The organism is Megasphaera stantonii, from assembly GCF_003367905.1.
GTDB classification, from domain to species: Bacteria; Bacillota; Negativicutes; order Veillonellales; family Megasphaeraceae; genus Megasphaera; species Megasphaera stantonii.
The window spans coordinates 51,876-70,866 of sequence record NZ_CP029462.1 but is presented as its reverse complement, the minus strand read 5'-3'; the positions used below and the strand labels follow the sequence as shown (position 1 = coordinate 70,866).

Here is an 18,991-nt window from a genome sequence, read left to right as displayed (position 1 = left end):
TCACTCCTTAGTTTGCAGCCGCAGCTTCGGGCTTTTGATGAACGAACTTCGCGTAATTCTTGATTACGACGATAGGAGTCTTCTGCGACGCGTTGCCGAAGGGATTGTCGATGAGAATGCGGGCGATTTCACTGGGATTGAGGCCTTTTGAATGGCCGAGGACGGCAGAGCGCTTCAAATCGTTGACGTCGGCGACGCAGGCGCCGTAACAGCCCAGTCGCTGCTTGATCTTTTCCGCTACCTTATCCGGTTCAGCCGGTCCGTAGACGATGCATTTGTCAAAGGGCGGCATCGTGCCCGTGACGTCGTCTGTCAGGGATGCCTGGCGGCACAGCTGGTACCAGACGCCGTTTTTACCGATTAATTTCGCCAGGAAACCGATGATGAAGCAGAAGAGCATCTTCCATTCCCCTTCCAGATTCATAGCGGCCTGCATGCCGTAGAGGCTGGCCATGCTGCCCTCGCCGGGAACGAAGCGGCGCATGAGGCGGGCCTGCCACGACGGCGTCAGCTCTTCCGGGCGCGTATAGCGGCGCTGCGTAATCGCTACGACGCTTTCGGCCGTGCATACGATATCGTCGGGACCGACAATATCCTTTGCATATTCTTCAATGGCATCGACAATGTCATCTTTATCCGTAAGGATTCTCGTCTTAATCGGTACAAGTTCTAATTCTGCCATTTCCATATACCTCCTAATGCAGTTCCAATGCGTGCTGTACTTCCGAAGCCTTCAGGGTAATGCGGGCTTTGTGGATGTACCATTCGCTTCTCGACACGACCTGGTATACCAAATCGATGGGCATGTCGGGGAAAGTCTTCAAATCTTCGCGGATATTGCCGCTCTTGCTGACGAGGGCGATGGTGACGCGAAGGCTGCTTCCTTTTCCAGGATAGTAAATGACAGATTCCCAGTAGTTGTCGTCCCGTTCGGCTTCTTTATTAGCCAGCTGCGAATGGACGACGCATTTGTCGTATTGTTCTCTCGGCAGCAGCGTACGGGGATAAAAATCCATGATCGTGCCTAACTGACGCCCGGCGTTATGAAAGGGAACTTCCGTTTCAAAGACAGCCGTATCAGCCGTCATCTGCTTCAGCTCAAAGGGCTTGCGGCGGCGCGCCTCGATGACGAAGCGGGCGTCGCCCTGCCTCCAGGCAAACAAGCGAAACAGAAGATACAGTACGGCGACGATGCCGATAACGGCAATGACGATGTTGATCAATACATACAATAACACGGCGCAAGACTCCTTTTTGATGCCTTATCTATCCGATAAGGCCGTAATTTTCTCCGCCCTCAGGCAAAGGATATTTCTTCAACTGTAAATTCGTTGGCCGGAATGAGATGTTCGGCCAGCTTGCCGCCGCGCCGGGCCTCGGCGGTAAAGCAAAGGCGCAGATATCCCGGCAGGCGGTCGTGATTGAGAAGGCCGCCCTTCTTTAATACTTCCAGCGTCTGTAAGGCCATTTCGTGAGCCGGGTCTACAAAGGCGATCGTATCGCCGCACAGCTCTTCGAATAAAGGCTGCACAAAGGGAAAATGCGTGCAGCCAAAAATGGCCGTATCAGCTCCGGACGCAATGACCGGGGCCGTATATCGACGAAGGGGCTCCATGATCTCCTCGCCGGACAGGACGCCCCGCTCGACGAGATTGGCCAAGGCCGGGCAGGCTTGTTCTACAATTTCGATGTCCGGATCGATGGCCGCAGCCATTTTTTTATGGCTGTGATTGGCAATCGTCAAATCCGTCGCGAAGACGGCGATTTTTTTCTTGGCGCTGATTTCCCGGGCCGTACGAATGCCGCGGCTCATGCCGATGAGGGGATACGGCACTTCTTTCCGCACCGTCTCGTAGGCCACGGCCGTTACGGTATTGCAGCCGATAGCGACGAGCTTGACCTCTTTTTCGCTCATAAAACGCAGTATATCTCTCGTATATGAAAATATTTCTTCCGGCGTGCGCGAACCGTAGGGATTGCGCTTCGTATCGCCGACATAAATGATATTTTCATGAGGCAGCAGCATGCGCAGCTTATTTACGACAGTCAAACCGCCGACGCCGGAATCGAATACGCCGATAGGCTGTCTATTCCGCTCCACTTGTCATTCCTCCATTATTGGGCAGAAGCTTCCTCCCGCTCATACCATGCTTTCAATTTATTGTAGTGCCTGTCGTCCAAGCGGGCCACTGTCCCCGTATCCTTATGAGTAAACACGTTCTGCGACGTGCCGACGGCCAGCAGGACGCCGTCTTCCTTGCGCACAATGCGGTATGAATACGTCATCTGGGCCCGCGACAGACGGGTCAGACGCGTTTCAATCACGATGGTATCGGCGTAGTTAATGGGGCTGACGTACTCGCAGGAGACGCTCTTTATGGGAAATAATATGCCTTCGTCCATCAGCTCGAACAAGTCTATGCCGGCCTGCCTTAAATACTCGCAGCGGCCGCATTCAAACCAGCGGATGTGGTTGGAGTGGTGGGCAATTCCCATCATATCGGTTTCATAAAACCGCACTTTTTCAGTAACAGTAACCATGCCAATTCATCCTCCTATATAGCACACTCACATCATTTTACGATGAGTGCGTATGTTTGTCAAAGGAATTTCGCCAATTCATGAGAAATAGACAATCCCAACACGGATATCCGTATCGGAATTGTCTATATCGTCACACGTTGGCAAAGGGAAACATGCGGCGTACCTTTTCCAGGTGCTCCGGCTTGACGTACGTTCCGGCCAAGCGCAGGGCCGCCGCTACGACGGCGGCGTCGTCGAGCCAGCCGATGCCGATAAAGGCGTCGGACACTAAATCCAGAGGCAGTATGACGTACCCCAGGGCCCCCATCAGGGCCAGCTTGACGAACTTCGGCGTATCCTTATCCTGCATGCAGTAAAAAATTGTCATCAGCTTGGGCAGGAAATGAAGGCGCCGTCCCGTTCCCCGTATAAAGCGAATAAATTTTCCCGGCGTATAAAAACGGGCGAAAAAGCTCAGCAGTTTCCACATACGCATCGTCCCTTTTTAATCCAGCGGAATCTTGGCGTCTTCTACGGCGGCCTTGACCTGTTCTTCTACCGTAGTCTTTTTCTCTGTTTCCGTTGTTTCGGCTGCCGCAGCCTGTTCTGCCGCGTCGTCGGCAGCTTCGGCCGCCGTTTCTGCAGCGACGGCCTTCGCCGCGTCTTCCGCCGCTTTTTCTTCGATAATTTCTTCTACTAAATCGTCCTTATGGCGGACATTGTGGTATAATTCCTGACCTTTTTCCTTGACGTCCTGGAATTTTTCCGCAGCCGTACCGCCCCACCGCTTGATGAAATCGACGGTTTCGTCGCCGAGGGGAACGTTTTTCAAGGGATTTTCACGCAGGCGGTCGACCTGTTCGCGTGCTTTGTCCTTCCATTCGCCCATCATTTCGACGTACGGCGTCATGTCGCTGGGCATGCCGTCCTTCATCCAGCGCTGCGTCACGCGGCCCAGGCTGTACGTAATGCCTACGGCTACGGGAACCTGAATGACGCTGAACGGGATGAGCGTCGTAAGCAGGGTGCCGATCATGCGGCTGCCGACGGCGCCGAGGAAGGCGATGAGGGCCCGTTCGGTCAGCTTGACGTTGTAAATGCGGGCGATGCGGCTGACGAGATATACTTCGTTCGCCATGAGAGCCACCGTTCCCAGCAGCGGTGCGACGACAATCGCACCGGCGCGGGCCGCCGCCCAGCGGCACAGCGTCTCGACTTTAACGTCTACATCGTCTGTAGACTGCTCAATCGTCTGGAGGACTTGCAGGGCCATTTCGCTTTCGCCGCCGGGAATTTCCTGATCGGCCGCAGCGACGGGCTCAGCTTCCTGAGCCGGAGCCTGACTGGATTTCAAATCGGCCAATTCCTGTTTCAGCTTGGCAATTTCTTCCTGCAGCTGTTCTACTGTTTTCATTTCTTCTGACATATATACCACCTCATTTGCGCAAATTTGATGAGTTAATTTATTTTCCCATGTTTTTACCAGCTTGTCAAACCGCCGTCGACGGGAAGAGCCGCAGCGGTGATAAACGACGCGTCGTCGCTGAGCAAAAAGGCGATGGCCTTCCCCACTTCCTGCGGTTTCGCCAGCCGGTACAAGGGGTACTGTTCTTTCATGGATTCTATTGTCAGGGACGGGTCGCCTTGCAGCTGCTTTTCCAAAAGCGGCGTTTCTACGTCGCCGGGACAGACGCAGTTAACCCGCACCTGATGGGGCGCCGCCTCCAGTGCCAGGGATTTCGTAAAAGCCACGACGGCCCCCTTCGTCGCGCCGTAAACCGAGCAGGCTACGTTTCCCTGCAGGCCGGCGTCGCTGCTTACGGTGACGATGCTGCCGCAGGTCTTCTTGAGATACGGCAGAGCATATCTGCACAAGGAAATCGTGCCGTACACGTTGACGGCAAACATCTTCCGCACCTGTTCGTCGTCAGTATATTCCAGCAGGCATTCTTCATAATATCCTGCCGACGTAACGAGGCCGTCCAGCCGTCCAAACTGACGAACCGTTTCACCAATCATGCGGCGGCAGTCCTCATCATTGCCTACGTCGCCGCTCATATATACGGCACGGCTGCCGACGTTCAAATAGTCCAGAGCCGCCTTGCCCCGCTCAGCGCTGCGGCCGCTGACCGCGACGGTCCAGCCTCTTTCCAGTAAAATTTCCGCTGCCGCCAGGCCGATGCCCGACGTGCCGCCGCTGATGAAGACCGTTTTCTGAGCAGATTCCATCATCGCATTCCCTCCTTCGCTATAGTAATCCGGCGTAATCCAAGGCCAGCTTAACAATTAACACGGTCGTCACGACGAGCATAATCGCCCGGACAAAGGCCGTACCGCGCCGTATCGCCAGACGGGAGCCGAAATACGCGCCGGCAAACAGGCAAACGGCCATCGCCGCGCCGTAAATATACAATATTTTTCCCCAGTATACGAGGAGGACGAAGCTGGTCAGATTGCTCATCAGGTTCAGCACCTTGGCGTTGCCGGCGGCGATGATGAAATCAAAGCCCAGGGAAACAAAGGCCACGATGAGAAAGGTTCCCGTGCCGGGACCGATGAAACCGTCGTAAAATCCGATAGCGCCGGCTGCGGCCATGGCTAAGGCCAGGTTCTTCTTCGTCTCGCCCTGATACGTATTGACCGCTCCCATAGAGCTTCCCCGGCTGAAAACAAAGAGAATCGTCGCCACCAGGGCCGCGATGATAATCGGCTGGAGCCATTGGGCCGACAGGTGAAGCATACAGGCGCAGCCCAGCACGGCTCCAACGAAGGTACAGGGCAGGGCTATCTTCATCAGGTGGACGTCTACCTTGCCGGCCCGCCAGAACTGCCAGGCGCTCATGACGGCGCCGAAGGTAGCGGAAAATTTATTCGTACCGATAGCCAGATGGGGCGGCATGCCCGTCGCCAGCAGCACCGGCAGGGAAATAAGGCCTCCGCCTCCGGCAATGGCGTCGACGAAGCCTGCCAAAAATCCGCCGCCCATGACGAATATCAGAATGTATATAGAAATCGTACTATCCCCTATATCCATAGTCTTCCCCCGCTACGACATCAAGTCCGTTACAAATACGATGTCGACGCCCTTGGCATGGAGCTCATCGACCATTTCGCTGAGAGCCTGCGCCGTATTCGGCCTGCAGTGGCCGATGACGACGGCGCTGCCGTTTCGTATCGCCATGTCTCCGCCCTGACGCAGCCGTTCTTTAATAGAAGCCACATCGGAATCATTGTCGATGAACAGGTTATTGCGGCCTGTCATGACGCCCATAGCCGAAGCAGTCTGCTCGCCTACGGAGGCGCTGTTCGTGCGGCTGTCGAGGAAGGCCAGCCCGCGCTGCCTCATAACGGACATGACGCTTTTCATGATGCGTTCGTCTGCCGTGGCCATTGATCCCTGGTGGTTGTTCATGCCGACGGCATAGGGCACCTGATCGAGGATTTCATTAGCCGTAGCCTGAATCTTGCTGTCGCTCATGTCGCCGCCGATAAATATTTCTTCCGACGACGTCGTGTTCAGAGGCTGCATGGGCATGTGCACAAATATCTTGCGTCCCGCGCTGTAGCCGCTGGCGGCGGCTTCGGCTGTATGAGCCTTATACGGCATGACGGCATATGTCAGCGGGACGGGAATGGAATTCATACGCGACAACGTATCGAGGTCGACGCCGCAGTCGTCAATAACGATGGCCAGACGGCCCTGTACTTGAGCCGGATGACTTTGCTTCGGCTCAGTCTGCTCTGGCTTCGATTCCGTTACAGCTTTCTTCGTTTCTGCCTGTTGCTTCTTTTCATCGTCAGGCGAAGACGATTCTGTGAATATGTCCTTTATATTCTTGACTAAGCCGCCCTTTTCCTGCACCGGCAAAACGTACAGCTTGTCCGTCACCAGGTACAGCGGATCGCCGTCGAGGGTATCGAAGTAAGCGATATCGTATTCCACCGCGTCCTTCCCGTCGAGCTTCGTCTGGGTCACCCGGTATATAGACGCTTTGCCGCCGCTCTTTTGCAGGAATTTTTCCAATTTTTCCCGGGAGAAGGGCTCAGACGGCGTCACGGCGGTGCTGCGCGTCGTCCAGTAAATCGCGCCGCCCGTCGCCTGCCGGTCTTCGCTCCGCTCTTCGCGCTTCAGCTCCTGTACGTCGGCCCCCTGTTCCTTGAGCCAAGCCGCAATGGCATCGCTTAATTCCTGGGAAGTATCTGTATATACGGCGTCTTTTCCGTCGTCGCGAACCGTTTCTATCTGTTCCATCTGCCGGTCCGACGACGTTTCCCTGCCCGTATCCTTGTCGCCGGCAAGCCAATACGCGCCGATGCATAAGGCGATAAGGCACAGCAGGACGACCCACGGCCGTGATGACGAGCCCTTGGGACGACGCGGCTGTCTGGTCTGGCGGGGCCGCCGTGTAGTAGTCTTTTTCACTTGCCATTCCTCCTATAAAAAGAGCCGGATGCTGCTTCCATAGTGAAGACTATGGGCCATCCGGCTTAGTTATATTGATTCGTGAGAATATTCGCTGCCGCAGACCGACAGGGATTCCTCATCGTCCGGAAATACAATCTGACGAATGTGAGTCGCAATAATACGCGCTCCGTCGCGGTGGCACGACACGCTGGCCTCCGACATAGCCTGCAGTTTTTCCGGGTGCCGCAGCAAATCTGCCGTAATGACGGCCAGATTTTCCTGTCCCTTCGCCCAGCGGGCGCAGCCCTTCTCCTGCATGTACATGGCGTTCGCCTCTTCCTGTCCGGGAATGGGGCTGTACAACACCATCGGCACCTGAACCGTCGCCGCTTCCGTGCACGTCAGCGCTCCCGGCTTCGTGACCAGGAGGGCCGCCTTCGCCATGAGCTCGGCAATGCGGTTCGTATACCCCAGTACCTTGACGGGATGGCGCAGTTCGCGGCGAAGCTGATAAATTTCATCGTATAAATCGGCGTTATATCCCGTAACGACAGTAAAGCTATCGACATCGTCCAGCTTGTCAAGGCGTACCAGAGACTGGCGGATAGACCCCATGCCCAATCCGCCGCCCATGATGAGGACGTTTTTGTTGCGCTGATGGTCTTCATCCCAGCGCCACGTGCCCTGCTTAAAGGCGCTGCGGACGGGAATTCCCGACACGGTAATCTTCCGGCCGTCGATGCCCTGCTCGGTCAGCAGCTTTTTCAGGGGAGACGCGGCAACAAAATACGCGTCGATCTGCGGGTATACCCACAGCTGATGAATGGCAAAATCCGTAATGATGCCGACGAGGGGAATCGTTAAGCGGCGCTGACGCTTGAGCAGAGCCGCCGCGCCGGCCGGAAACGGATGGGTGAAGACGAGGACGTCCGGCTTCTTGTCGGCTAAAACGCGCAGCATGCGGCGCTTCAGCCCCCAAGAAATGAGCGTCTTAACTGCCATGCCCTTCTTATAGCCCTGAGAAGAGTAGTACATCAAATCGTATAATAAAGGGAATAAGTCCAGGATTTTGATATACGTCTCCTTGACGATATTATCGATAGACAAGACGTCGTTAGAAAGAAAATCGACGTGCTCTACCTCCCAGTCGGCAGGAATCGTTTTCACATATTCTTCTATTGCGCGCGCTGCCTGCGTATGTCCTGTGCCGATCGACGCCGACATGATCAGGACTTTTTTCTTCGTCATACAAATCCCTTCTTTTGGGTAGAAGATACGATTACCTTACTATCTCTATGTTACGACAAAAATCAAGTAAAGAAAAGGGCCGTGTACTATGCGGCCCTCGTTTTACGACATTATTTATTGTTGACCAAGTCTTTTAACTGTTTGCCAGCTTTAAATGCCGGTGTCTTGGAAGCTTCGATCTGAATCGGTTCGTTGTTGCGCGGATTGCGGCCTTCACGGGCTTTGCGCTGGCGAACTTCAAAAGTGCCGAAACCGATAATCTGTACTTTATCGCCTTCGATCAAGCTTTCGCTGATGGCTTCAAATACAGCCTTTACCGCTTTTTCAGCATCTTTTTTCGTCAGATCGGATTTCTGTGCGACACTCGCAATTAATTCTGTTTTGTTCATTACAAGTCCTCCTTTATTTGGTTACATCTATCTTCACAGCCAACCTATTCCCCGTCGCCGCAGCCGCGCCGTTCCAAGTCCTTGGCTTCCTTCCAAAAGGAATCCAGTTCGTCTAAGGAAAACTCGTTCCACGAACGGCCCGATTCCTTAACGCGCTGCTCGACGTGAGAAAAACGGCGGCGAAACTTGCTGTTCGCTCGATGTAACGCGCATTCCGGCTCGATATGAAAATGCCGGCATACATTTGCAAAGACAAATAGCACGTCGCCCGCTTCTTCTTCCGCGTGGTCTCCGTCCTGCTCCTGCAGGGCTTCCTGAAACTCCTGCCATTCTTCGTCCAGCTTAGCCAGCACGTCTTCGTCCTTATCCCAGTCGAAGCCGACCTTGGCCGCTTTTTCCTGAAGCTTATAGGCCTGCAGCAGAGACGGAAGTCCTTTGACGACGCCGTCCAGCATCTGGTCATGATGCTGGCGCTTTTCGCCCTGCTTTAATCTATCCCAGTTTAACACACTCTCACCCTTGTTTTCAAGGCTTTTTTCGCTAAAAACGTGGGGATGGCGGCGAATCATCTTTTCCGTAATATCGCGGACGATATCCTGGGCAGAGAAAAGCCCTTCTTCTTCGCCAATGCGGGAGTGAATGACGACCTGATACAGCACGTCGCCCAGTTCTTCCCGCATTCCCGCGTCGTCGCCCTGGTCGATGGCGTCGAGCATTTCGTATACTTCTTCCAGCAGGAACCGGCGCAGCGTCCGATGGGTCTGGGCAATATCCCACGGGCAGCCATTCGGGCCGCGCAGCCTGGCCATGACGTCTACGATAGGCATCATATCGAAGGGCATGTGCCCCTGCGCCGCTTCCTCCTTCAGCGCGTCATCGATCATCTGGCGGACTTTTTCGGCCATAGCCGGTCCGCCCGGCACGGTATGCACGACATCTCTCACATACGACGTCTTGACTAAATAGTCCACGACAGGCCGGTACGTTTCTTCAAACGAACGCTCCCAGCCAGCCGCATCCTTCCCTAACGGAATGATTTCAATAGTTCCCATGACGTATCCCCCTTTCAGGCTTTTTCCAAGTTATTTTTCCAGCCTGCCGAGCAGCGATGACACCTTCGCGCCTACGACAGGCACGCGGCGAAGATCGTCGGCGGCGACGGCACGGAATAAGAACAGACAGAGGAGGTATACGGCCCCGGCCGAGCTGATCGCGGCGAGCGTTGCCCCCGTATTGCCCAAAAACAGCAATAATCCGTGATATGCAAACCAGGCCGTCCCGGCCATAGCCGCAGCCGACAGGAACAAGCGGGCAACATATCCCCACTGCACGTGGTACGCAATGAGCCGATGGGCAAAATACAAATTTAAAATCGTCGCCACGGCTAAGTCAATATTCGTAGCCCAGGCCGCACCGACTTCCCCCAGCCAGGGAATCGCCGTCAAATGCCAGCTGAATAAGATTTTAAATACAGCGGCAACGGCCATGTTGAGCAAAGGAATGGCCGTATGCCCCATGCCTTGGAGCAGGCCGCTCGTAATCTGCTGCACGCCGATAAAAAAGACGGATATGGACAGCACGCAGATAGCCGGGCCGGCTTCAGGCGTCGCGTAGAGCATCTGCGAAATCGGCACGGCCAATACGGCCAGGCCGCAGCAGCTCGGCACCGTGATGATGTTGGCGATGCGCATAGCCGTATGGGCCCGCTTCAAGACCAGATCAGTCTGTCCCTTGGAATAGGCTGCCGAAACGGCCGGCACCAGGCTCGTCGCCAGGGAAATCGTCAATATCGTCGGCAGCTGGACGAGGCCGTTGGCCATGCCGGTGAGATAGCCAAACAGCGTCGTCGCCTCGTGTATCGTATATCCGGCCGCCTCCAGCCGCTGCGGCACGATAAACAGGTCGATGCTCGCTACGGCCGGCAGCAGCATGTTCGCCGCTGCGACGGGGACGGCCAGGACGGCAAGCCGCCGGATAACCGAAACGGCCCGGCAGGGCGCAAACTGCCCCTCGTCAGCCGGCAAGGGCACGCGGCTGTGACGATAATACAAGAAGGCTATGACAGCCAACCCGGCCGCCGCCCCCGGCACGGCGCCGAAGGTCGCACCGGCCGCCGCGATTTCCAATCCGTACGGAAACAACAGCCAGGCCAGGGCGAGCATCGTGCACACGCGGACAAACTGATCGACCATCTGCGACACTGCCGTCGGCGTCATGAGCTGCAGCCCCTGGAAGTAGCCGCGGAAACAGCACGTTACGATGGAAATTGTCAGGGCCGGCGCGAGCACCAGCAGGGGCAGGTACGCCCGGTCATCGCGGACCAGTCCGTAGGCAATCAGGGCCTTCGCCCCAAAAGCCATGGCGACGCCGCAGCCTAAGGCTGCCAAGGTCATGACGGCCAGGGTAATATGGAAAATACGCTTGGCGCCGCTGTAGTTCCCTTTAGCCGTCTGTTCGGCTACCATGATGGAGACGGCAATCGGTATACCCGCGCCGGCAATGCTGAGAAATAAGATATACAAGGGATAGGCCATCTGATATAAGCCGATGCCTTCGCCTTCCAACAGCCGGGACAACAGGATGCGGTTCGCGCCGCCGAGTATCTTTACGACGATACCGGCGACGGTCAGAACCATAGCGCCTTGCAAAAAAGAAGTTTTACTCAAGGGGATTCCCCTTTCTCAGCTTCGAAAACGTAGTCAGCAGCTCGGAGAGCAGCGTCAGTATATCCGGCGTATTAGCCAGGGACACGCGCAGCATCAGCGGATTACCCGGCACGGGCCGCACGCGGCGGCGCAGGGATATATCCAGCTGGTTCGCTTTGGGAAGCAGGTTGGGATACTGCCATTTTAGTTCCAGCACGTCCCTCTTCTGCGAAATCAACACGATGTGCTGATCCTGGGCCTGCAAGCGCAGCTTCGTCGCCTGCAGCAGCGTCTGCACGGGCTTCGTCGGCTTGCCGTACCGGTCTTCCAGCTCTGCCGCCAGGGCGTTGAGTTCCTCTTCAGTCCGCAGCAGGGCCATGCGCTGGTACATTTCGATTTTCTGGCCGCCGTTGCTGATATACTCGTCGTCAATAAACGCGTCGACATGGATTTCCATGACCGTATCCTGCCGTTCCGGCTCGGCGGGCTTGCCGGACTGGGCCTTGGCAATAGCCTCTTCCAGCATATGGCAGTACATGGCGAACCCGACGCTGGCAATGTTGCCGTGCTGTTCCCGGCCCAGCAGGTTGCCGGCGCCGCGGATTTCCAAATCCCGCATGGCAATCTTAAAGCCTGATCCCAACTCTGTAAATTCTTTAATAGCCTGCAGCCGTTTTTCCGCAACTTCCGACAGCACCTTATCGCGGCGATACAGGAAGTAGGCGTAAGCCATGCGATGGCTCCGGCCGACGCGTCCGCGCATCTGGTACAGCTGGGACAAGCCGAAATGGTCGGCATCGTACACGATAATCGTATTGGCGTTAGCCACGTCCAGCCCATTCTCTACCAGACTGGAGCACAGGAGCACGTCGTATCTTCCTTCGTAAAAATCAAACATGATCTGCTCCAGCAGCGTCCCTGCCATCTGGCCGTGGGCGATGCCGATGGTAATATCCGGCAGCAGGGCCTGCAGCTCGTCCTTCATCGTCTCGATGGATTCGACGCGGTTGTAGACGAAAAATACTTGTCCGCCCCGCCGCTTTTCACGCATGACTGCGTCGCGGACGATACGGGCGTTGTACTCCGTCACATAGGTCTGCACCGGCAGGCGGTCTGTCGGCGGCGTCTCGATAATGCACATTTCCCGCAGGTTGACCAAGGACATGTGCAGCGTCCGGGGAATCGGCGTCGCGCTCAAGGTCAGCACGTCGATATTGGCGGCCCAGGCCTTCCATTTTTCCTTCTGGGCCACGCCGAAACGCTGCTCTTCGTCGACGACGAGCAGGCCTAAGTCTTTAAATTTTACCTTTTTGTTCAGCAGGCTGTGCGTGCCGATGAGGACGTCGACGTCGCCGCGGAGCGTACGGGCCAAGATGTCCTTCTTTTCTTTATACGAGCGGAAACGGTTCAGTACGTCGCAGGCTACGCCGAAGGGGCCGAACCGTTCGCTGAAGGTCTGAAAGTGCTGCTGGGCTAATACGGTCGTCGGCACGAGGACGGCGACTTGCTTGCCCCCCATGACGGCCTTGAAAATGGCCCGCATGGCGACCTCGGTCTTGCCGAAGCCTACGTCGCCGCAGACGAGGCAATCCATGGGAAAGGGCTTTTCCATGCTCTTCTTGATCGTCTGGACAGCCCGCAGCTGGTCGTCCGTTTCTTCATAGGGAAAGGCGTCTTCAAACTCCTTCTGATAGGACGTGTCGGCCGGAAAAGCATATCCCGGAACGATTTCCCGCTTAGCGTACAAAGCGACGAGCTTTTCCGCCAAATCAGTAATCGATTTCTGGGCCTTTTTCCGCACCTTCTGCCATTCGTTGCCGCCCATTCGGTGCAGCTTCGGAGTCGTCCCTTCATTTCCGATATAGCGCTGCAGCAGTTTCAGCTGATCTGTCGGCACGTACAGGATATCCTGGCCGGCATAATGGATTTCCAAATAGTCCTTATGCACGCCGTCCAGCTCGATGGTCTTAATGCCTTCGTACCGGCCGATGCCGTGGGACTCGTGGACGACGTAGTCGCCGGGCTTCAGGTCCGTAAATACGTTGATTTCCTGTCCCTTGGCCGCATGATGGCGGAGGCGGCGCTTTTGCATGCCGTATACGTCCCGCTCGGCCAAAACGACGAGCTTGGCGTAGGGAAGCTCGAAGCCGCTGCGGATTTCGCCGTCTGCTGTGTACACGGCCCCTTTCTGCAAGGGTTTGTCTGCGGCATACAACTGCGGCTCCACGTCCTGCTGACGGAGCCAAGCTGTCAAAGACGCCGTCCGCTCGCGGCTGCCCAATACGAAGAGAACCGTATTGCCGTTTTTCTGCCAGTGGCTCAGCTCATCCTTCAGCAGGGTAAACTGCTTTTGAAAGCTTGCCATCATCTTTGCGGCGAAGCTCGACGAAGAGTCAGCCGGCATGTCCGGCACGGATTGGGCCATAAGGGACAGCATGATTTGACTAGCAACCCGTTCTGCTGTCACGGCCTTCTGCCAAGGACAGAGGCGGCCTTTATAATCGTCGGACTCCTTCAAAAGCTTTTTCAGGCTTTCCCGTATCCGGTTGGGCTCGTCCCAGATAATGATGCCGTCGCCGATGTAATCGAGGACTGTACAAGCCCGTTCGTCCTGCTCTTCTTCCAGGGAAATCGGCAGCAGGCGGACCTGCCGTACCGCTTCCTTCGATTTTTGGCTGTTGACGTCGAAAAAGCGCAGGCTGTCTATATCATCGCCGAAAAACTCGACGCGCAGCGGGTCCTGCTGATTGACTGCATATATATCAATAATGTCGCCGCGAACGGAAAAATGGCCGCGCCGCTCAACGAGATCGACTCGTTCGTATCCGCCTTCTACAAGATGCTGCAGGAGCATATCCCGTTCGTACTCCGCGCCGGCTTTTATATCGACGGCGCCGTCGTCAATGCGCTGCGGCGGCAATACATATTGAAAAGCCTCCTCCGCTGTCGCCAATATGACGCCGGGCCGGCCTTCACGCAGAAAACCGAGAACGCGCATCTGCTGCGCCGACCGCTCGATGCTTTTCGCCGTCGTCGTAAAGACGGCTTTGTCGACGAAAGGAAAATCCAAAACCGGCATATTAGGCAGCCAGAACTGCAAATCGGTCTGCCAGGCCGCAGCCTGCTCTTTTCCCGGCACGACGATCAGCGCCGGCCCCTTTATTTCAGCCAGCGCATTCCCTGCGAAGGCGCTTTTGGCCGAGCCTCCCAGTCCGTAAATGCTGTGCCGCCCGGGCAGCTGAAACTGCTCCGCTGCCTTTTTAATATTTTCATCGTCATTCATCCATTGAAATACTTGATTCATTGCTTGACCTCATAGAAAATGGGGCTTTAGACAGTACGCTAAAGCCCTATTTAGTAATGTTTTACGTTGTCTTACTATATACACGGTTTGTATTATATCATATTTTCCTGCTAAACGCATAGGCATGACTTGCCGGGATTACCGGTCTTTCTTGAGAAGCTCCCATATATCGGCGTCTTCCAGCTCTTTTTCTGCCGTCTGCACCTTGACGTCGCGGCGTATCTGCGGCAGCAGACGGTATAAGTTGTCGCCGGGGCAATCCGTCGCGTTCATGTCGCGATGGCCTTCGATCGTCGTAACGCCCGCCTCGATATCGTATATGCGGCACAGAAACACCAGAAGCCGCTCCAGCGAGGCAAGCTGTTCAGCCGTCGGCCGTTCCGTATCGAAGTTCCCCGTTACGTTGATGCCGACTGTGTCGAAATTATGGCCCTGAGCATGGGCTCCTACAGCAGCCAATGGACGGCCTCGTTCAATCGTACCGTCCTTTCGGATGACGTAATGATAGCCGATACCGGCCCAGCCCTTCGCCAAATGAGCCTTGTGAATAGCCTCTGCCGACGTGTCGCCGGACGGCATGCCTACATGATGAATGACGATCCCTTTCGTATCAGGCCGCACCAGAAGCGGTTCGGCAAAGGAAAAATTCGTCTCGACAACGGGAATGTCTTCAGCTGGGCTTCTGTCAGCAGCGGGATCATATCGGCGCATTTCTTCTTTTCCGCTAGCAGACGGCAACTTTCCCTTGTCCGGAATGGCTTGTACTGCCTCTGTCTGTACGGCAGCTGCATCTGCCGGCTTCGCCTCAGCCCCGGCGACAGTTAAAACTCCCAGCCAGCAGATACAGCAAACCAGCGCGTGTATATAAAATTTCATCTGGCTCATAGGCATACGTCCCCGTCTCTGTCCTGAATGATGCGGCACAGCGCGTCGAACGTAGCCTGCGGCGCAGGATGACCGTATTGCCCCAAGCGAATATGCGGCTTAGCCCGCCCGTGATAATCGCTGCCAATCGTAACAAGCAAATCGTGCTCGTTAGCGATAGCTGCATAAAAAGCCGCCGTATCGTCGTCGTGATAGCTGCAGTACGCTTCGATGCCGTCTATGCCTTGAGCGATTAAGTCTTCCGCTATGTCCCGATTTTGCTTCATATTCGCTCCCGGATGGGCCAGCACGGCAGCGCCGCCGTGTTCCTGTATGATGCGGACGGCTTGGGAGAACGGCATGAGGACCATGGAAACGAAGGCCGGCCCTCCCTGGCCGCAGAAATCCCAGCCGAAATTGACATACGGTGCATTGCTGCGAGCGCCGCCGGGCCGGTAGGGGGCCAGCAGGGGATTCCCGTCGTTACGCGGGTCTTCTAACGCCGTTTTAGCAATATTGACCGAAGCGACGACGCCGCTGGAAGCCATGTCCCATATGGCCTGCCGATCCAGATAGATGCCTAACCCTTCGACGGCATCGAGGACCTTTTCAGAAATAGCCAGCCGCTGGGCGTGCAGGTCCTGTTCCAATTCGGCAAAGACCGGAGCCTGATAGCGAATGCCATATCCCAGCAAATGGAAATTCTTGCCCTTATGCTGACAGCTGATTTCGATTCCCGGAATAAAGGATAGCTGCAAGGCTGACGCCGCGGCTTTTGCCTCGTCCAGAGCGCCTACGGCGTCGTGATCCGTAACGGCTGCCGCCCGCAGACCGGCGCCAGCGCACTGCCGCATCAAATCAGCCGGCTCAAACTCCCCATCCATGCTGTATTTCGTATGCATATGCAAATCAAGCCATGTTTCCACTATGTACCATCCTTCCAATCTCATATATCAATTTATATCTGAATACTAAAATGACACCGTAGATAGGTGTCATTTAGAAAACTATATTGAATTATAACAGGCTGTCTTTCTTTTCCAAAATTGCAGCAGCCGCCGAACAGGCCGGACAATCACAATATACAGCGCCCTTAGACTGAATATCTCTGGCATGGGCTGCAATAGCTTTCGCCGTTTCTTCGCCGAAAACCTGGACGCCGCCGTCTGATTCAGCAAACTGGATCAGCATGTCGATCGGCATGATATCCCCTTCCAGCTCGGCAATATACTTCTTCGTTTCTTCCGCTTCCCGGTCTGTCCCAACGGCATCAAGCCAAGCCTGGGCCGCGGCTTTCGCTTCCTGGCTGCATGACGGGGCGGCCATAAGCGCATGCGTCTGTTCTACTACAAAATCCAATATTTGCTTATCCATATACGGCACCTCTTTCTATAACGGAATATCCTTACATATACATATTATACCACATCATAAAAGAGACAAAAGACAATTTACGCATATTATACAACAGCCAATCCCGGTATCATAGCCGAAGCCTTTGGACAATGCCGTACAAAATGGCTAAGTGAGCCGGATAATACAGGTAAAATATATATTTCCCGCCGTTCGTTCCGCGCCGGCCGTTATATAACATTAAAAGAGGCAGTGCCGCTAAGGAAAAGGCCTGAACGCCGCCCAGCTCCAGAGAAATACAGCACAGCCCGAACGTCAGAACAGCCAGTTTCTGCGTCCTCGTCGTTCCTAGCCAAATCATGACGGGCGTAACGGCGCCGCAAAACCCATAATCTATAGCAAAGCCCGGCACAAAGGAAGCATGACACAGAACATATAAGAAAACGAGGCCTCCTGCCGTTCCAAACATCGCCAGGCAAGCGCTCCGTCGGACCTGACGGTACTGCGTCACATAAGATAATCCGAAAATAAGGGCAATCGAACAGGCAAAGGTAATGAAAATAGATTGGTACAAATTACCATCGGCTATATAACTGACGACAGAGCACAGCAGTCCTACTCCCAAAACAGAAAGAAAGTATCGCTGCTTACGACGCGTATGAGCGCAGCCTTCGGCTACCATATAGGCAAAGATAGGATACGCTGCCCTGCCAATCATACGCAGCTCCATGCATCCGGGAAAGAAAAACACGCCTATATGATCGATGGTCATGGAAATCAAGGCCAGCCATTTCAGCGTCGTCCCGCTGATGCCGACACACAAGCCGTCCCAACAGCTTACCTCCCGCATCTTCTTCCCTCCCTCATGAAAACATCAGCTTCACCATCGTCTCACAGTTTCCACCTACTTATTCTGCAATATATACGCTAATAACGCCCGGCAGCCCATATCGACATCTTCATAGGTCTTATCAAAATTCCCCGTATACCACGGGTCGGCTACTTCGCGGTCAAGTCCGGCAAAGGACAAGAGAGAGTATACCTTGCCGTCATCGTCCGGCCCGCAAATGCGGCGAATTTCATAATCGTTTTCCCGGTCAAAGCCGACAATATAATCGTACGCCTCGTAATCGGCCTTGGTAATCTGCACGGCCTTGCGCTTCGTAAAAGGAATCCCCTGCTCGCGCAGCTTCTCCTTCGTTCCCCAATGAGTATCGTTGCCAATCTCTTCCCGGCTCGTCGCCGCTGAAGCAATATAAAACAAATCAGCAATCCCCCGCTGCCGCACCAATTCCTTCATGACAAACTCCGCCATGGTAGATCTGCAAATATTGCCGTGGCAGACAAAAAGCACCTTTATCATCTATGATCTCCTCCTGAAGTCAACATATTATACTTGATAAAAAACATTGAGCCGTCACTGTAACCTGCTGCATGTATTGAGAATAGCATATCATATTTCTGATTGTCAAACGATTATCATTGCGCTCTATGCTAACTATATCTTTCAGCAAAATAATAATTGCCATAAAAAATACTGTCCAGGTTAAGCTGAACAGTATATGAGTCGGCGATATGCAGTTGTGAATGCGACAACGTTTTACGAGTCTTCATAGACACGCACGCGCAGCGTCAGGCCTCGTTCCTGGCATATGGCCCGGCACTTGGCGATTTCTTCGCTGTCTTCAACGTGATCGACGACGGTTAGGACGACGTTCGGCACGTATTGCTTGCATCGCTGGGCGAACTGCAGCATGGCGTCATAGGACTGTATGCCGAAGCGGCTGCGGGTCAATTCCAAATAGCGTTCCTTATTGGATGCGTTCAGACTGATAGAAATGGTATCGAGAAGGCCCTTAAAATCCGGCGCCGTATCGCGGCCATAGGACAGGTCGGACAGGCCGTTCGTATTCAGCCGCGTCAGCACATCGGAATGGGTCTGCTTTACATAAGCCAGCAAATTCTTTAAATCTTCCAGCCGTTCTGTCGGTTCGCCGAATCCGCAGAATACGACTTCGCCCACGTAGTCCCACGGCGCAGCGTCGAGCAAGGCCTGTACTTCGGCGACAGTTGGTTCTTTTTTAAGCCACAGCGTCGTTTCTTCGGCCATCTTCTTCATGCTGCGCAGACAAAAGGTGCACGAACAAGTGCAGCGGTTGGTCAGGTTCACGTATATGGCGCGTTTTCCTTCAGGCTGGCGTTTTAAGCTTTCTTCGAGAGTGATATATTCTCCCTTGTCATAAGCATACACTATCATGAG

General features: G+C 54.7%; 20 protein-coding genes. All 20 read right to left on the bottom strand.

Annotated elements, in window-relative coordinates; translation table 11 throughout:
• Positions 1-7 precede the first annotated feature (7 nt).
• The 20 genes from DKB62_RS00315 to DKB62_RS00220 all read right to left on the bottom strand — a co-directional run bounded on the left by DKB62_RS00315 (position 8) and on the right by DKB62_RS00220 (position 18,988).
• Positions 8-682, bottom strand: coding sequence for a coenzyme F420-0:L-glutamate ligase (locus DKB62_RS00315; RefSeq protein WP_107195514.1), 675 nt, complete (start codon positions 680-682; stop codon positions 8-10).
• A gap of 13 nt (positions 683-695) precedes the next feature.
• Entirely contained in the window at positions 696-1,238 is a 543-nt protein-coding gene (locus DKB62_RS00310; RefSeq protein ID WP_087477387.1) for a hypothetical protein, read from the bottom strand.
• A 59-nt stretch (positions 1,239-1,297) separates the two neighbouring features.
• Positions 1,298-2,101 (bottom strand): glutamate racemase, encoded by an 804-nt coding sequence (gene murI / locus DKB62_RS00305; RefSeq protein ID WP_095628845.1) that lies wholly within the window; start codon positions 2,099-2,101, stop codon positions 1,298-1,300.
• 14 nt (positions 2,102-2,115) lie between these two features.
• Positions 2,116-2,541, bottom strand: a complete 426-nt coding sequence (locus DKB62_RS00300; RefSeq protein ID WP_087477385.1) for an acyl-CoA thioesterase — start codon at positions 2,539-2,541, stop codon at positions 2,116-2,118.
• 133 nt (positions 2,542-2,674) lie between these two features.
• Positions 2,675-3,013 carry a YkvA family protein gene (locus tag DKB62_RS00295; RefSeq protein ID WP_087477384.1) on the bottom strand — a complete coding sequence of 113 codons (339 nt, stop codon included), beginning with the start codon at positions 3,011-3,013 and terminating at the stop codon, positions 2,675-2,677.
• Positions 3,014-3,028: 15 nt separating this feature from the next.
• The gene (locus DKB62_RS00290) at positions 3,029-3,949 is read right to left on the bottom strand and encodes a hypothetical protein (protein ID WP_107195515.1); all 921 of its coding nucleotides are present in this window, start codon (positions 3,947-3,949) and stop codon (positions 3,029-3,031) included.
• A gap of 53 nt (positions 3,950-4,002) precedes the next feature.
• The gene (locus tag DKB62_RS00285) at positions 4,003-4,755 is read right to left on the bottom strand and encodes an SDR family NAD(P)-dependent oxidoreductase (RefSeq protein ID WP_414467277.1); all 753 of its coding nucleotides are present in this window, start codon (positions 4,753-4,755) and stop codon (positions 4,003-4,005) included.
• A 16-nt stretch (positions 4,756-4,771) separates the two neighbouring features.
• Entirely contained in the window at positions 4,772-5,557 is a 786-nt protein-coding gene (locus tag DKB62_RS00280; RefSeq protein ID WP_087477382.1) for a sulfite exporter TauE/SafE family protein, read from the bottom strand.
• Between the two features lie 12 nt (positions 5,558-5,569).
• Positions 5,570-6,946, bottom strand: a complete 1,377-nt coding sequence (locus DKB62_RS00275) for a divergent polysaccharide deacetylase family protein (RefSeq protein WP_107195516.1) — start codon at positions 6,944-6,946, stop codon at positions 5,570-5,572.
• A gap of 69 nt (positions 6,947-7,015) precedes the next feature.
• The gene (locus DKB62_RS00270) at positions 7,016-8,176 is read right to left on the bottom strand and encodes an MGDG synthase family glycosyltransferase (RefSeq protein ID WP_087477380.1); all 1,161 of its coding nucleotides are present in this window, start codon (positions 8,174-8,176) and stop codon (positions 7,016-7,018) included.
• 110 nt (positions 8,177-8,286) lie between these two features.
• A complete protein-coding gene (locus DKB62_RS00265; RefSeq protein WP_087477379.1) occupies positions 8,287-8,565 on the bottom strand; it encodes an HU family DNA-binding protein in 279 nt (92 codons plus the stop codon).
• 44 nt (positions 8,566-8,609) lie between these two features.
• A complete protein-coding gene (gene mazG, locus DKB62_RS00260) occupies positions 8,610-9,617 on the bottom strand; it encodes a nucleoside triphosphate pyrophosphohydrolase (protein ID WP_095628841.1) in 1,008 nt (335 codons plus the stop codon).
• A gap of 30 nt (positions 9,618-9,647) precedes the next feature.
• The gene (locus DKB62_RS00255; RefSeq protein ID WP_107195517.1) at positions 9,648-11,231 is read right to left on the bottom strand and encodes a putative polysaccharide biosynthesis protein; all 1,584 of its coding nucleotides are present in this window, start codon (positions 11,229-11,231) and stop codon (positions 9,648-9,650) included.
• Positions 11,224-14,514, bottom strand: coding sequence for a transcription-repair coupling factor (gene mfd, locus DKB62_RS00250; RefSeq protein ID WP_107195518.1), 3,291 nt, complete (start codon positions 14,512-14,514; stop codon positions 11,224-11,226). The genes DKB62_RS00255 and mfd overlap by 8 nt, the downstream gene beginning before the upstream one ends.
• Positions 14,515-14,652: 138 nt before the next feature.
• A complete protein-coding gene (locus DKB62_RS00245) occupies positions 14,653-15,399 on the bottom strand; it encodes an N-acetylmuramoyl-L-alanine amidase (RefSeq protein ID WP_232818741.1) in 747 nt (248 codons plus the stop codon).
• Entirely contained in the window at positions 15,396-16,304 is a 909-nt protein-coding gene (locus DKB62_RS00240; protein ID WP_107195520.1) for a PHP domain-containing protein, read from the bottom strand. The genes DKB62_RS00245 and DKB62_RS00240 overlap by 4 nt, the downstream gene beginning before the upstream one ends.
• A gap of 91 nt (positions 16,305-16,395) precedes the next feature.
• A complete protein-coding gene (locus tag DKB62_RS00235) occupies positions 16,396-16,752 on the bottom strand; it encodes a molecular chaperone Hsp90 (RefSeq protein WP_087477373.1) in 357 nt (118 codons plus the stop codon).
• Between the two features lie 109 nt (positions 16,753-16,861).
• Complete coding sequence (locus DKB62_RS00230; protein WP_107195521.1) at positions 16,862-17,581, bottom strand: TraX family protein; 720 nt, start codon at positions 17,579-17,581, stop codon at positions 16,862-16,864.
• A gap of 54 nt (positions 17,582-17,635) precedes the next feature.
• Positions 17,636-18,094: a low molecular weight protein-tyrosine-phosphatase gene (locus tag DKB62_RS00225; protein WP_107195522.1), complete on the bottom strand. Its 459-nt coding sequence runs from the start codon at positions 18,092-18,094 to the stop codon at positions 17,636-17,638.
• 237 nt (positions 18,095-18,331) lie between these two features.
• On the bottom strand, positions 18,332-18,988 hold the full coding sequence (locus DKB62_RS00220; RefSeq protein WP_095628834.1) for a TatD family nuclease-associated radical SAM protein: 657 nt from the start codon (positions 18,986-18,988) through the stop codon (positions 18,332-18,334).
• Between the last annotated feature and the right edge of the window lie 3 nt (positions 18,989-18,991).